Source organism: Fusobacterium sp. IOR10, from assembly GCF_010367435.1.
Taxonomy (GTDB): domain Bacteria; phylum Fusobacteriota; class Fusobacteriia; order Fusobacteriales; family Fusobacteriaceae; genus Fusobacterium_B.
The window spans coordinates 28,813-43,574 of the sequence record NZ_WJWY01000018.1 but is presented as its reverse complement, the minus strand read 5'-3'; the positions used below and the strand labels follow the sequence as shown (position 1 = coordinate 43,574).

14 protein-coding genes are annotated in these 14,762 nt (G+C 27.4%); 3 read left to right on the top strand and 11 right to left on the bottom strand.

Going from position 1 to position 14,762, the window contains the following annotated elements; all coding sequences use genetic code 11:
• Positions 1 to 122: 122 nt before the first annotated feature.
• The 11 genes from GIL12_RS06485 to hrcA all read right to left on the bottom strand — a co-directional run bounded on the left by GIL12_RS06485 (position 123) and on the right by hrcA (position 11,036).
• A complete protein-coding gene (locus GIL12_RS06485; protein WP_239056073.1) occupies positions 123 to 827 on the bottom strand; it encodes a pseudouridine synthase in 705 nt (234 codons plus the stop codon).
• A 1-nt stretch (position 828) separates the two neighbouring features.
• Complete coding sequence (smpB, locus tag GIL12_RS06480; protein WP_163469685.1) at positions 829 to 1,272, bottom strand: SsrA-binding protein SmpB; 444 nt, start codon at positions 1,270 to 1,272, stop codon at positions 829 to 831.
• Positions 1,256 to 3,391, bottom strand: coding sequence for a ribonuclease R (gene rnr / locus GIL12_RS06475; RefSeq protein ID WP_203522557.1), 2,136 nt, complete (start codon positions 3,389 to 3,391; stop codon positions 1,256 to 1,258). Before rnr ends, smpB begins: the two co-directional genes overlap by 17 nt.
• A gap of 2 nt (positions 3,392 to 3,393) precedes the next feature.
• Positions 3,394 to 3,951 (bottom strand): bis(5'-nucleosyl)-tetraphosphatase (symmetrical) YqeK, encoded by a 558-nt coding sequence (yqeK, locus tag GIL12_RS06470; RefSeq protein WP_163469683.1) that lies wholly within the window; start codon positions 3,949 to 3,951, stop codon positions 3,394 to 3,396.
• Positions 3,952 to 4,001: 50 nt separating this feature from the next.
• Positions 4,002 to 4,577 carry a GerMN domain-containing protein gene (locus GIL12_RS06465; protein WP_163469682.1) on the bottom strand — a complete coding sequence of 192 codons (576 nt, stop codon included), beginning with the start codon at positions 4,575 to 4,577 and terminating at the stop codon, positions 4,002 to 4,004.
• Between the two features lie 9 nt (positions 4,578 to 4,586).
• A complete protein-coding gene (locus GIL12_RS06460; RefSeq protein WP_163469681.1) occupies positions 4,587 to 5,606 on the bottom strand; it encodes an N-acetylmuramoyl-L-alanine amidase in 1,020 nt (339 codons plus the stop codon).
• Between the two features lie 82 nt (positions 5,607 to 5,688).
• Positions 5,689 to 5,958, bottom strand: a complete 270-nt coding sequence (gene yajC / locus GIL12_RS06455; protein ID WP_163469680.1) for a preprotein translocase subunit YajC — start codon at positions 5,956 to 5,958, stop codon at positions 5,689 to 5,691.
• Between the two features lie 73 nt (positions 5,959 to 6,031).
• Complete coding sequence (dnaJ, locus tag GIL12_RS06450; protein ID WP_163469679.1) at positions 6,032 to 7,177, bottom strand: molecular chaperone DnaJ; 1,146 nt, start codon at positions 7,175 to 7,177, stop codon at positions 6,032 to 6,034.
• A 346-nt stretch (positions 7,178 to 7,523) separates the two neighbouring features.
• Complete coding sequence (dnaK, locus tag GIL12_RS06445; RefSeq protein ID WP_163469678.1) at positions 7,524 to 9,353, bottom strand: molecular chaperone DnaK; 1,830 nt, start codon at positions 9,351 to 9,353, stop codon at positions 7,524 to 7,526.
• Positions 9,354 to 9,403: 50 nt separating this feature from the next.
• On the bottom strand, positions 9,404 to 10,000 hold the full coding sequence (grpE, locus tag GIL12_RS06440) for a nucleotide exchange factor GrpE (RefSeq protein ID WP_203522554.1): 597 nt from the start codon (positions 9,998 to 10,000) through the stop codon (positions 9,404 to 9,406).
• A complete protein-coding gene (gene hrcA, locus GIL12_RS06435; protein ID WP_163469677.1) occupies positions 9,987 to 11,036 on the bottom strand; it encodes a heat-inducible transcriptional repressor HrcA in 1,050 nt (349 codons plus the stop codon). The genes grpE and hrcA overlap by 14 nt, the downstream gene beginning before the upstream one ends.
• Before the next feature lie 245 nt (positions 11,037 to 11,281).
• Here hrcA and GIL12_RS06430 point away from each other — a divergent pair, with 245 nt between their 5' ends.
• The 3 genes from GIL12_RS06430 (at position 11,282) to GIL12_RS06420 (ending at position 14,746) form a co-directional block, all read left to right on the top strand.
• Positions 11,282 to 12,418 carry an ABC transporter ATP-binding protein gene (locus GIL12_RS06430; RefSeq protein WP_163469676.1) on the top strand — a complete coding sequence of 379 codons (1,137 nt, stop codon included), beginning with the start codon at positions 11,282 to 11,284 and terminating at the stop codon, positions 12,416 to 12,418.
• Position 12,419: 1 nt separating this feature from the next.
• Positions 12,420 to 13,988, top strand: a complete 1,569-nt coding sequence (locus tag GIL12_RS06425; protein WP_163469675.1) for a glycine betaine ABC transporter substrate-binding protein — start codon at positions 12,420 to 12,422, stop codon at positions 13,986 to 13,988.
• Between the two features lie 167 nt (positions 13,989 to 14,155).
• Positions 14,156 to 14,746 (top strand): TetR/AcrR family transcriptional regulator, encoded by a 591-nt coding sequence (locus tag GIL12_RS06420; protein WP_163469674.1) that lies wholly within the window; start codon positions 14,156 to 14,158, stop codon positions 14,744 to 14,746.
• Positions 14,747 to 14,762: the final 16 nt, after the last annotated feature.

Below are 14,762 nucleotides of genomic sequence, written 5' to 3'. Positions count from 1 at the left end.
GAAATAGAATTTTAATTTATAGCAATTTAACAAAAATAAAAATTCCTTCAGCATAAAGCTGAAGGAACAAAAACATTATTTATTTTTTTATTTTTCTCCACCAACACCAGTTGACAAAGAACCTATATTATATCTTCTATCTTAATTTCTTTTATCTCTCCAAATTTTAAATCTCCCAGTTCCAACTTACTAACTTTTATTCTTTTTAAATAATTAACTTTATTATCCATTGCTTTAATCATTTTTTTTACTTGATGATATTTACCCTCTGTAATAGTTAAGTTTATAGATTTAGAAGTTATTTTCTCAACTTTTGCAGCTTTACAAATATAATCATCAATTTTTACATTATTTTGAAGATTTATTATATCTTCATCAGTTATTTCCCTATCCAATTCAACATAATATACTTTACTACAATTATTATCTGGGGAAGCTATCATTTTAGATAAATTTCCATCGTTAGTAAAAATTAATAGTCCTTCTGTATCTTTATCCAATCGCCCTATAGGGGACAAACCTCTAGTATCTAAAAAAGATGGCAGTAAATCTTTAACTGTTTTTTTACCATTTGTATCCTTCATCGCAGTAATATAACCTGATACTTTATTCAACATATAATATCTTAATATCTTTTTTTCTAATTTTCTATCATTAAAGGTAACCTTATGAAATTTTTCATCTATATGAATCCTTTCATCTAAAGTTATTTCCCCATTTACTTTTATTCTTCCCTCATGAACATATTTTTTTATTTCTCTTCTACTACCTATCCCACATTCTACCAAATATTTCTCTAATCTTTTTGTTTCTTTTATTAATTCCAATTTAATACCTTTCCTTCATTTCTCTTTCCATTGCTCTTTTTTGATCTTTTTTAGCCAAACTTTCCCTTTTATCATAGTTTTTCTTTCCTCTAGCAAGAGCTATGTCTAATTTAACACGACCTCTTGATAAATGAATATTCAAGGCTACAATTGTATAACCCTTTTGACTTACTTTTTCATTAAATTTTCTTATTTCTTTTTTATGAAGTAATAATTTTCTTACTCTTCTTTCTTCAGGGTTATAAACACTTCCAAACTCCCATGGAACTATGGACATACCCATAATAAATAATTCCCCATTTATAAGTCTTACAAAGGATTCTTTTATACTAACCTTCCCAGCCTTAACAGATTTCACTTCACTTCCAACAAGTTCTATCCCAACTTCTAATCTGTCTTCTATAAAATAATCAAAAAAAGCTTTTTTATTATTTGCTAATATCATTACTCCCCTCCATTCTAACATATGGAGATACCTCGATTTCTAAATTTACCATATCAACTCTAGCTATTATTACCTCAATTTTATCTCCTAAATTGTAAATATCTCCATTATCCCTATCTAACATATGATACTCTTTTTCATTAAATTCAAAATAATGTGATGAATTAGTTACATCCCACATACATTCAACTAATTCTTCAGTTTCTATAAATACTTTTCTATTACTAAAGCCAACTATTGTACCTTTAAAAACATCTCCTATTTTCCCTAACATAAATTCTATAATTTTTATTTTTGTACTTTCTTCTTCTACTTTCATTGCACTTCTTTCTGATTTTGATATTGAAGCACAAATATTTGGTAATTCCTTTTCCATTTTTTCTGTATATTTTTTATTAGGATAACCTGTTAAAACATTTTCTAATATTCTATGAATCATCAAATCAGCATATCTTCTTATTGGAGATGTGAAATGAGTATAATAACTTGAAGCTAATCCAAAATGCCCTATATTATTTTCAGTATATCTTGCTTGTTTTAAAGATCTAAGAATCATTTTATGAACTATCATACTAATTCCTTTTGCTTGAGAATCTTCAATTATAGATTGGAATTTCTTAGGATGAATCCCTTCTGAACTTAACCAAATTTTATATCCAAATTTCCCTAAAACCTCATTTAGATTTTCTATTCTTTCTGGATCTGGTTTTTCATGAGTTCTATAAATACTTGGAATTTCCAACCAAAATAATTTTTCTGCAACAGATTCATTTGCAGTAATCATAAAGTCTTCTATAACTCTTTCAGCTTCTCCCCTATCTCTTCTTTCTAAATGATCTACTTTTTTATTTTCATCTAATACTACTTTTACTTCAGGTAAGTCAAAATCAATACTTCCTCTTTTATACTTAACCTGTCTAATTATTTTAGATAATTCTAGCATATCAAATATCATATTTTTTATATCTTTATATTTTTCTGTTTCTTCAATTTCCCCAGCAAATATTTTATTCACACTTGAATAAGTCATACGATGAACTGAATTCATAACTCCCTTATAAGTTTTAACATCTTTAACTTTACCTAGTGAATCAATTATCATGTCACATGTGAAAACTAATTTATCTTCATTTGGATTTAAAGAACATATTCCATTGGAAAGTTCTCTTGGTAGCATTGGTAAAACCCTATCCACTAAATAAACTGAATTTCCTCTCTTAAAAGCTTCCTTATCCATTTGAGAATCTTCTTTAACATAATAACTTACATCTGCTATACTTACTATTAATCTATAGTCTCCATTGGATTTTTTTTCAACATACACTGCATCGTCTAAATCCTTAGCGTCAGATCCATCAATTGTAATTAAAGATAAATCTCTAATATCAACCCTATTTTCTAAATCTTTTTTAGAAATTTTATTAGGTATTCCCCTTGCTTCTCTTAAAACTTCTTTTGGAAAGTTTTCTTCTAGTCCCTCTCTTTTTAAAAGACCTTCTATCATAACACCACTATCTAGAGGATCCCCAAGAGCTTCTATTATTTGTCCTTCTGGTTTTCTTTCATTATCTCCAAAAAAATCTATTTTAACTAAAACTAATTCTCCATCTTTGGCTTTTTGTAAAAATCTTTTAGGTATATAAATATCTTTTCCAAAAGAATGAGTTGGTGTAACAAAACCAAAAGTTTTTTGTTTAGATAATATCCCAATTACTTTATCAGTTGACCTTTTTATAACTTTATATATTTCTCCCTCTTTTTTGCCTTTTTCTCTTGTGGATTCAGCAACAATTACTAAAACTACATCTCCATCCAACGCTCCATTAAATTTAGATCCTGGTATGAATATTCCTTCTGTTTCTGTATCTACAAATCCAAATTTGTTTTTTACAACAGAAAGCTCTCCTTTAACCATTCCTATATTTTCTGGAATATTATATTTTCCTCTTTTAGATCTTGTTAATTCTCCTAATTCTACCCATGAGTCTAAAATATCTCTATTTTTCTTCTTTAATTTTGAAGACCAATTTAAAACATTATAAATTTCATCTATTCCAACAGATTTTTTATTTTTTTCTAAATATGTTTTTAATTTTTTTAAAGCTATCTCTACATCCATAATTATCTCCTTTTTTCTAAAACCTTTAACATCTTTAAAGTGTTTTCGTGAATAATTCCATTTTTTGCACTTAGATAATTTATTTTTCTTTTAACTTCTTCAATTATCCCCTCATCTATATTTTCATAAGTTTTTTTTCTAATAATATCTACTCCTGGATACTCTCTTCCCTCTTCTATTGCATCTGAAATATAAATTATTTTATCTAAAATTGACATGTTTTCTTTTCCTATTGTATGATATTTAATTGCCTCTTCTATTTCAATATCTTCTATTTGAAATTCTTTAGAAAGAATTATTCCTGCTGCAAATCCATGTAGTATTTCTATTAATTTTTCATATCCTTTTACTTCTTTTACATCTTTACAAATTTCTTTTAATTTATCTATCTTCTCTTCTTTCATATAATCATGTAAAAGAGCTGCTATTCTTGCTTTTTTTTCATCATAGTTATTTTTTTTTGCTAAAATAACTGCAATTTTTTCCACTCCAAGTGTATGATTATATCTTTTTAATGATAGTTTATTTTTAACTTTTTCTCTAATTTCTTTTATATCCATTTAGTTCTCCTTAAATAAATAAGGGTGCTTTCATACACCCTTATTATACACTAAATATTCCTCTTATAAGTATAATTTTTAATTAAATTTGAATATTTTATTTTTTCAACATCAACATTATCTATTAAAAATCTTACACTGTTTATTCCCTTTATATTAGTCAATGAATTTATAAAGGAATATATAAGTAACAGCTCATCCCTTGGAGAATTAACTTTTCCAAACATTACCTCAGGAACATCTATGTATATTTGATCTTTTAAAATAAAATAATCTACTTTGTTCCCAAATTCTAATTGAGGTATCTTGTTTAACTTTTCAAGTTTTAAAACAACATTTTTTATAGTATCTCTCACAATGAAATCTGTCCCAAATTTTTCGTTAACAGTAATCTCCTCATTTAATAACTCACCTTTTTCAGGATAATAAATATAAAGTTTACTTTCTTTATTTTCCTTAATAGAAATATTCTTTATAAGTATTTTTTTAGGAGTATAATCTCTATTAAAATAAAAATAGCCTGTAATTAAGGTAATCAAAAGTATAAATCCAAAATAATTATTTAGACTTCTCCATTTTATTTCTCTATTTTTTTTTGTTATTTCTTCTTTCATTTCTTCTTTCATTATTTTCTCCTAATAAAAATATTCCCTAACATATTTTGATATTTCTTTAGCTATAAATTTTTGATTTGTTTTATTTTTCAACTTTCTACTATCAGACTTATTTCTAATAAATCCTGTTTCTATAAGTATTCCCGGACAATTTATTCCTCTAAGCACTGCAAAATTTGCCCCATGAATTTTTCTGTTTTTCATTTTCATTTTTTTTGATAAATCATCATTTAATTTTTCTGCCAACTTCATAGACTCTGCTTGATTGTTGTCATAAGAAATATCAGTTACTATCTGAACTATTTTCTTTGTATCCTCTCCATATTTCTCTGCAAAACTATTTTCAAATTTTGCTATTTTCCTAGCATAGGAAGATGATTTTTTTGAAAAATAAAATATTTCCATCCCGTTCATTTTAGTTGATTCAGAGGAATTTATATGTAAACTTATAAAAAGATTTGCCTCTAATCCATTTGCTACCTTACTTCTATTTTGCAAAGTTATAAACTCGTCTGTATCCCTTGTCATAACAACATTAAAATCTTTATCTAGTTCTTTTTTTAAATATTTCCCAATTGAAAGAACCAAATCCTTTTCTTTTAATCCATTACCCATTGCTCCAGGATCTTTTCCCCCATGTCCTGGATCTATAACAATAGTATACTGCTTATTATGACGACTTTTAGATAAATCAACTACCACCCTATATGGATTTTTTCTCATACTAACTTTGTAAAATATGTTCTTTTTTAAATTAACAAAAAATCCTGTGGAATTATTATAATTTACTTGTTTAATATTTTCTATATACTTAGATAATGGATTGTTCAAATTAAATTTGCTATTCCCATTATTTTTTATTTCTAAAAATAATAATCTATTATACTCATCATAGTCACTATTGTATTTAGGGGATTGCTCATCCATATCAAAAACAATTTGAGATGGGTATTTATTAAATCTTATATTTTTTATTGTACTTGAAAAACTAAAACTAAAAAATATAAAAAATATTATAAAACTTAAATATTTTTTTTTCATATTTTATCTTATCCTTTATTACATAATGATTTGTAAAAAAAAACGACAATTATTACTAATTGTCGTTTTATATTATAATCAATTAGTCTAGCACAACTGCAACAGCTGACTTTCTAATAGTCATATGTGTACCTTTGTCTATTTTTATAACAACAAAAGATTCTTCCACTCTAGCAATAGTTCCCTTTACTCCACCTATTGTTACAATTTCATCTCCATCTTTTAAAGATTCCATCATTGCTTTTTGTTTCTTTTGTTTTTTCTTATTTGGCATAACCATAAAGAAATATATAATCGCTATCCATACTACAATCATTATAACAGTTCCGTATTTTGCAAAAATTTGATTCATTAATAGTCCCTCCTAATTTTAGTTTTACGCCTTTAGTATATCATAGAGATATCCTTTTTTCAATTATTCTTTATTACTTAAATAAATCTTTCAATTTATTTAAGAACCCTTTATTCATCTTATAATTCTTATCTTTTAAACTATTATCAAACTCTTTAAGTAATTTTTCTTGTTCTACATTTAAGTTAGTTGGGATTTCAATAAGTATTTTTACTAAAAGATCACCTGGAGCATAGGCTCTAGGGTTATGAATACCTTCTCCTCTTAACCTTAATACCTTTCCATTTTGAGTACCCTTAGCTATTTTTATTGTTTTCTTTCCTGTTAATGTAGGTATAACTACTTCTCCACCTAAAGTTGCTTTAATAAATGTAATTGGAACCTCACAAATTATATCCTCTTCATCTCTCACGAAAAAATTATGCTCTTTTACATGGAAAAAAATGTACAAATCTCCATTTTCTCCACCTTCAGAACTTGCATCTCCCATTCCTGACATTCTCAATCTTTGCCCATCATGAATTCCTATAGGAATTTTTATTTTCTTTTTAACTTGTTCTCTCTCTACTCCAGTACCCCTACATTTTGAACATTTTGTTTCTGGAATTTTTCCCTTACCATTACATTCATCACATTCCACAACACTTTTAAAGTTTCCTAACATTGTTCTTTGAATTTTTTCTATTCTACCTGATCCATGACACTTTGGACATTTATTCATTTTGCTACCTGGTTCTGCTCCACTTCCATGACATTTAGAACATTTTCCCATTCTTGTGTATTTTATTTCTTTTTCTCCACCCTTAGCAACTTCTTCTAAAGTTATTATAACGTCTACTCTTAAATCATTACCTGGCTCAGGACCTCTTTGTCCTTGAGAACCACCAAATCCACCGCCAAAAAATGAAGAAAAAATATCTTCTCCACTGAATCCACTTCCGAATCCACCGCCAAATCCACCTGGATTCCCTCCACCATTTTCAAAGGCTGCATGACCAAATCTATCATATTTACTTTTTTTATCTGAATCAGATAAAACTTGATACGCTTCATTTATCTCTTTAAATTTATTTTCAGCTTCCTTTTTTTCTTTTTCACTTGCATTACTAAATTTATCAGGGTGATATTTCATTGCAAGTTTTCTATAAGCTTTCTTTATTTCTGAATCAGAAGCTGTTTTTTCAATTCCCAAAAGATCATAATAATCTTTTTTTTCCATTTTATTTCCTCCATTAAATTTTAGACCACTATTATTACATTAGATTTTTTATTGATTCTTTTGAAGAATTTATTTTCTCAAAATTAAAGGATTATTCATAAAAATATCTTTTTTTAAGTCTAGGCTATTTCCTTTAAATATTTTCTTTGTTAGAAACTATAAATCCCTCTTTTAAAACCTTAAAATTATTACTATATTGAGTAATTTCTAAACTTAAAAGAATATATCTCTAAAAAAATTATATATAAAATATATTCTTTTTTATTAATATTTTCATTAAAAATATATAGAATAAATTGGGAATAGAGTTAGACTCTATTCCCAATAAATAATTATTAGATATTAATTAGTCTACTACTTCAGCATCCTCAACATCATCATCTGCTTTTTTAGCTTCTTGTTGTTGACCAGGTTGATCTTCTGATGCACCTGATTGTTTTGCTTGAGCATCTTTATATATTTCTTCAGCTAATTTTTGAGATACCTTTGCTAATTTTTCCATAGTTTCTTCAATTATTTTTTTATCTTCTGAATCCTTTGATTTTTTAAGTTCTTCTATTGCTTCTTCTATTGATTTTTTTTCTTCTTCTGTTACTTTATCAGGATGTTCTTTTAGTGTTTTTTCAGTAGATGCTATTAACATATCTGCTTTATTTCTTACTTCAATTAATTCCATGAATTTTTTATCTTCATCTTCATTAGATTCTGCTTCTTTTTTCATTCTATCAATTTCTTCACTTGATAAATTTGTTGAACCAGAAATTGTTATAGTATTTTCTTTTCCAGTTCCTAAGTCTTTAGCTGATACATGCACTATACCATTTGCATCAATATCAAATGTTACTTCTATTTGAGGTACTCCTCTTGGTGCTGTAGGAATTCCTTCTAAATTGAATTCTCCTAATTTATGATTATCCACAGCTTTTGCTCTCTCACCTTGTAAAACGTTAATTGTAACTGCTGGTTGATTATCTGCTGCTGTAGAGAATACTTGAGATTTTTTAACTGGAATAGTTGTATTTTTTTCAATAATTTTTGTACAAACTCCACCTAAAGTTTCAATTCCTAGTGATAAAGGTGTAACGTCAAGAAGTAATACATCCTTAACATCTCCCATTAATACTCCACCTTGAATAGCTGCACCTGCTGCTACAACTTCATCTGGATTAATTCCTTTGTTAGGTTTTTTTCCAAAGTAAGATTCTACCCATTCTTGAACAGCTATCATTCTTGTTGATCCTCCAACTAATAGAACTTCATTTACTTCAGAAGGAGAAAGTCCTGCATCTGATAATGCTGCTCTTGTTGGACCTTGAGTAGCCTCTACTAAATCTTTTGTTAAATCATTAAATTTTGCTCTTGTTAATTTCATTTCTAAATGTTTAGGTCCTGTTGCATCCATTGTTATAAATGGTAAAGATATTTGAGCTTCCATCATTGAAGATAACTCTTTTTTAGCTTTTTCAGCAGCATCTTTAAGTCTTTGATAAGCCATTTTATCATTTAATAAATCAATTCCTTGTTCTTTTTTAAATTCTTCTGCTAACCAATTGATTACTCTTTCATCAAAATTGTCTCCACCTAAATGATTGTTTCCTCCAGTAGATAAAACTTCTATAACACCATCTGAAATTTCAAGAACTGATACGTCAAATGTTCCTCCACCTAAGTCAAATACTAAAACTTTTTCTTCACCTTTTTTATCTAATCCATAAGCAAGTGCTGCAGCTGTTGGTTCATTTATAATTCTTTTAACTTCTAATCCTGCAATTGAACCAGCATCTTTAGTTGCTTGTCTTTGAGAATCTGTAAAATAAGCTGGTACAGTTATTACTGCTTCTTTTACGTCTTCTCCTAAGTAAGCTTCTGCATCTTTCTTTAATTTTCTTAAAATCATTGCTGATATTTCTTGAGGAGTGTAATCTTTTGAATTTATATTTACTTTATAATCTTCACCCATGTGAGTTTTTATAGAAGCAATTGTTGAATTTGTATTTGTTATAGCTTGTCTTTTTGCTATTTCCCCTACTACTATTTCTCCATTATCTTTTATATTTACCACTGATGGTGTTGTTCTTACTCCTTCTGCATTTGTTATTATACTTGCAGAACCACCCTCCATTATTGATACACAAGAGTTTGTTGTTCCTAAATCAATTCCAATTATTTTTGACATTTGTTTCCTCCTTGTTTTATATTCTTGAAGAATATTACTATTTTAATATTTTATTTCTTACAAACTTTAACCATTGATGGTCTTACTACTTTTCCTTTTAATGAATATCCCTTTTGAAGCTCCATTATAATATGATTATTTTTAACTTCTTCACTTTCTTCAACCATTACTGCCATATGTTTTTGTGGATCAAATTCTTTATTATCTGTTTCTATTGCTTCAACACCTTCTGTTTTTAAAATTTGTTTAAACTGATTTAATGTCATTTCAACACCTTTAGAAAGACTTTCAAAGTCAGAAGTTTGTTTTGAAGTTTCCACTGCCCTAGATAAATTATCTATTCCATCTAAAAGCTTAACTATTATTTTTTCAGATGCAAACTTTCTTAATTCTTCCATTTCTTTTTCTTTTCTTTTGGTAAAGTTTTGAAAATCAGCTTGCTTTCTCATATAAGAATTTTTCCAATCCTCTACTTCTAATTTTAATTTTTCTATTATTTCTTCAGAGGATTCAACATCTTTAGCTTTATCCTCAGATTTTTTTTCTTTAGTTTCTTTTTCTTTAGTTTCTTTTTTGTTATTTTCCTTTTGTGGTTTTTCAGTTATTATCTCTTCTTTTAATTCTTCTTGCTTTTTATTTTTTGACATTATCCAGCTCCTTTTTCTTATGTAAATCTAATGATTTTTTTTCATTATTAATTACTTTTTCAACTTCGTTACTTATGTATTCTATAATTCCCATAGTCTTTGAATAAGGCATCCTTTTAGGACCTAAAACTCCTATAATCCCTTCAGATCCATTTTTTTTATAGGTTGAATACACAAAGCTAAAATCTTCTAACCCTTTTATTGGCAACTCATCTCCAAGTATAACACTAACTTTCCCTTCATTATTTTTCCTTGTTGATAAAACCTTTTCAAAAAAATGTTTAACATCTTTTTCTTCATTAAACATTTCCAAAACATCCATAACTTCATTTACATTTTTATCTTTGAATATAATTGAAGAATTATTTAAATATAATTTCCCTTCAATGTCCTTATACACTTTATCTTTCAGACTATCATATCCTTCAAAATTTTTAATTATTACATCTTCCACTTCGTAGCTTTTAATTACCCTTCTCTTTATTTGATCATTTAATTTTTTAGACATAATCTCTAATTTTTCTTTTGAAATAGGATGATCCAATTGAATTTTCTTTGTACTTACATTCCTATCTTCTGTAACTGTTATTGCTAATACTAAGAAATCATCAATATGTACAAGTTCTATTTTAGTTATATTTTCTTTTCTATGAACTGGTTCTATAACAACAGAAGCACAGTTAGTTAATTGAGAAAGAAGAGCTGATGTTTGTTGTAATATTACATCTATAGCATTTACTTTTCTTTCATATTCATTATTTATTTTAACTTTCTCTTCTCTTGACAATTTTTCTATTTTTAAAAGTTCATTTAAATAATATTTATAACCTAAATCTGTAGGTATTCTTCCAGAAGAAGAATGCGTCTTAACTATAAACTTACTATCCTCCAAATCAGACATAACATTTCTAATTGTAGCAGAAGACAATCCTATATTATATTTTTTTACCAAAGTCCTAGATCCTATTGTTTCTCCAAATCTCAAATAAAAATCTATAATAGCATTTAATACTAATTTCTCTCTATCATTAAGCATTTTTCATCCTCCTATTAGCACTCGTCATCAAGGAGTGCTAACCACATAAAATAATAACAAATTTAACCATTTTTGTCAACATTTTATTCTCTATTTTCGCATATAAAATTTACATTTATTTTTCTCTTAATCCCCTCTATTCCCTTGCAAAATAAAGTGTCCAAGTTGATTTTTTTAATAAATAATGGTATAATATAAGATATGCTATGCATATATTTAACTTTTTATTCACAAGGAGGACTATTATGATTGAATTTAAAAATATATCAAAACGTTTTAAAAATGTTGCTGTTCTTAAAGATCTTAATCTTAAAATAGAGGAAGGAGAGCTAGTTACCATAATCGGTGAAAGTGGTTGCGGTAAAACAACTCTTCTAAAAATGGTTAATAGACTTATTGAGCCTACAAGTGGAACAATTCTTATAAAAGACAATAATATAAGAAAACAAAATGTGATAAAATTACGTAGAAATATTGGTTACGTAATACAACAAACTGGACTTTTCCCTCATATGACTGTTAGACAAAATATTGAGCTTATTTCTAAAATTGAAAAGACAGATCCTGAGATTTTAAATGCCAATACCCTTAATTTAATGTCTATGATTGGACTTGAACCAGGAAAATTTTTGGACAGATATCCAACTGAATTAAGTGGTGGTCAACAACAAAGAATAGGAGTTGCTAGAGCCTTTGCTACAGACCCTGAAATTATTTTAATGGATGAGCCTTTTTCTGCCTTAGATCCTCTTACAAGATCAGATTTACAAGATGAATTAATAGAACTACAATCTAAATTAACAAAAACAATTGTTTTTGTTACTCATGATATGGACGAAGCTATTAAAATTTCAGATAGAATTTGCATTATGAAGAATGGTAAAATTTTGCAATATGATACCCCTGAAAATATCTTAAAAAATCCAGCAGATGAATATGTTGAAAATTTTGTAGGAAAAAATAGAATTTGGGCTTCACCTGAATTTATCAAAGTAAAAGATATAATGATTGATCATCCAGTTGTAGCTTCTATTGATTCTAGAATTATTAGTTGTCTTGAAACAATGAGATCTCGTAAAATTGATAGGATTCTTATTATAGATTTACCAACTAGGAAATTAAAAGGAATTGTTAAAGCTAGTCAACTTAGAAAAGAGGAAAATAAATCAAAACGTATTTCTGAAATTCCAGCATTAATGGAAACTGATTATATTACATTATCCCCTGAAGAGAATATCATTAATACTTTAAAAATTGTCAATGATAATCGTATATCAACTATTCCAGTTGTTGATGAAAACTCAATTTTAAAAGGGCTTCTTACAAAAAGTAGTTTAGTTACCACATTAAGTCAACAATATTTAGATATGGAGGTCGAATAATATGAATTTAATTACATATATGATGGAAAATCACTTACAAATTTTATCACTATTAGTTGAGCATTTAAAGCTTACTTTAGTTTCTGTTGGACTTGCTGTTTTAATTGGAGTTCCCCTTGGAATTCTTGTAACCTATGTAAAAAGATTAAGTAAACCTGTACTTGGAGCTTCTAATGTTATGCAAGCAATTCCTAGTATGGCCCTACTTGGTTTTATGATTCCTTTTCTTGGAATTGGTAGTTTACCTGCAATTGTAGCAGTTATTCTATATTCTCTGCTTCCAATTATAAAAAATACCTATATTGGAATTGACAATATAAACCCTCAAACTATTGAAGCTGCAAAGGGAATAGGACTTACTAAATTTCAAATTTTAACAAAAATTCAAATTCCTCTAGCTCTTCCAGTTATAATGGGTGGAGTTAGAATTTCAGCTGTAACTGCAGTTGGTCTTATGACAATTGCTGCTTTTATTGGTGCTGGTGGACTTGGATATTTAGTTTTCTCTGGAATCAGAACTGTTAACAATTTGCAAATTTTATCTGGAGCTATACCTGCATGTTTGCTAGCTTTAACTATTGATGCCCTAGCTGCTCTTGTGGAAAAATTAGTTACTCCTATTAGTTTACAAAAATCTAATGTTTACAAAAAACGTAAAAATAGAATGTTTGCAAAAATCATTTTATTATTCTCACTTTTATTAGTTGTATTTTCTTTTGTCTACACAGGTTTATCAAAGGAAAAAGTTGGAGACAGGAATATAACTATTGGTTCAAAGGATTATACTGAACAAATTATTCTTAGTAATTTAGCTGCTGACATGATTGAAGAAAATACAGATATTACTGTTACACGTAAAACTCATCTTGGTGGTACTCAAGTTTGTTTCTCAGCTTTAAATGAAAAAGAAATTGATATGTATATGGAATATAGTGGTTCTGCATTTGTTGATATTTTAAAACATAAACCAATTAGTGATGTTGAAAAGGTTTATAACATTGTAAAAAAAGAATTAAAATCAGAATATAACATAACAGTATTACCACAAATGAGTTTTAATAATACTTATGTAATGGCAGTAACAAAAGAAACTGCTCAAAAATATAATTTAGCAACAATTAGTGATCTTGCTAAAGTTTCACATAAATTAGTTTTCGGTGCTTCTTTTGAATTTTTAAATAGAGAAGATGGATTACCTGGACTTATGGAAAAATATAATTTTAATGTTAAAGATACTAAAGCTCTAGATGACTCTGCAAAATATATTGCTTTAGGAAATAAAAATACTGATGTTGCTGATGCTTTTGCCACTGATGGTTTACTTAAAAAATATGACTTAATTTCTCTAAAAGATGATAAACATTTCTTCCCACCTTATTATGCTATGCCTATATTAAGGGATGATGTTTATGAACAATATCCTGAAATCAAAGGAGCTTTAACAAATTTATCTAAAGCTTTAACTGATGAAGTTATGACAAGCTTAAACTATCAAGTTGATGAATTACATGAAAAACCAGAAGATGTTGCTAAAAAATTCTTAATAGAAAATAATTATTTTAAAGATTAATTTAACATTTTGTTATCTTATTTTAAAAAAATGTTATATATCCCCATATATTTTTATTAATTTAATATTGATTTTTAAGGTCTTATGAAGTATAATTTTTATGTATTTGTAAAAATATAGATAATCTTATTTCATAATAGTGTTATGATATAATAACGGAGGTTTTTATGGCTCGAACTTTAAAATTTTCAAAAGATAAAATTTTAAATGTTGCCTACAACATTTTAATAACAGAAGGAATGAAAAGTGTTACAGCTAGGAATATAGCTGCAAAACTAAATTCTTCCACTATATCTATTTATTCTAATTTTGGATCTATGACAGTATTAAAAAATCAATTATCTAAAGTTGCGAAAAATAAACTTTTTGATAAAGTGGCTATTAATTATACTGATTTAAGTCTTTTGAATATAGGTATTGGAATTTGCTTGTTTGCAAAGGAAGAAAAGGCACTTTTTAGAGCAATATTCATGAGAGAAAATTTATCTAAGAATTTTTTAGATGAACTAGTTGAAGAGTTAAAGGGCCTAGTTTTTAAAGGCTTTAAAGAAGGAAGCAGCTACAATTTTCTTGAAGATGAAACAATTGAATGGATGTTAAAAAAAGGTTGGTGGTATGTTCATGGCTTTGCCTGTCTCATTTGTTCTGGATTCTATGATCCTACATATGAAATGATTGAACATGAACTAAAGGAAAACGGAAATGTTATTTTAAAAGAGGCGCTTTGTTTTAACAAATCAATAAAAATAAACAAGTAATATATGGGGAGAAATT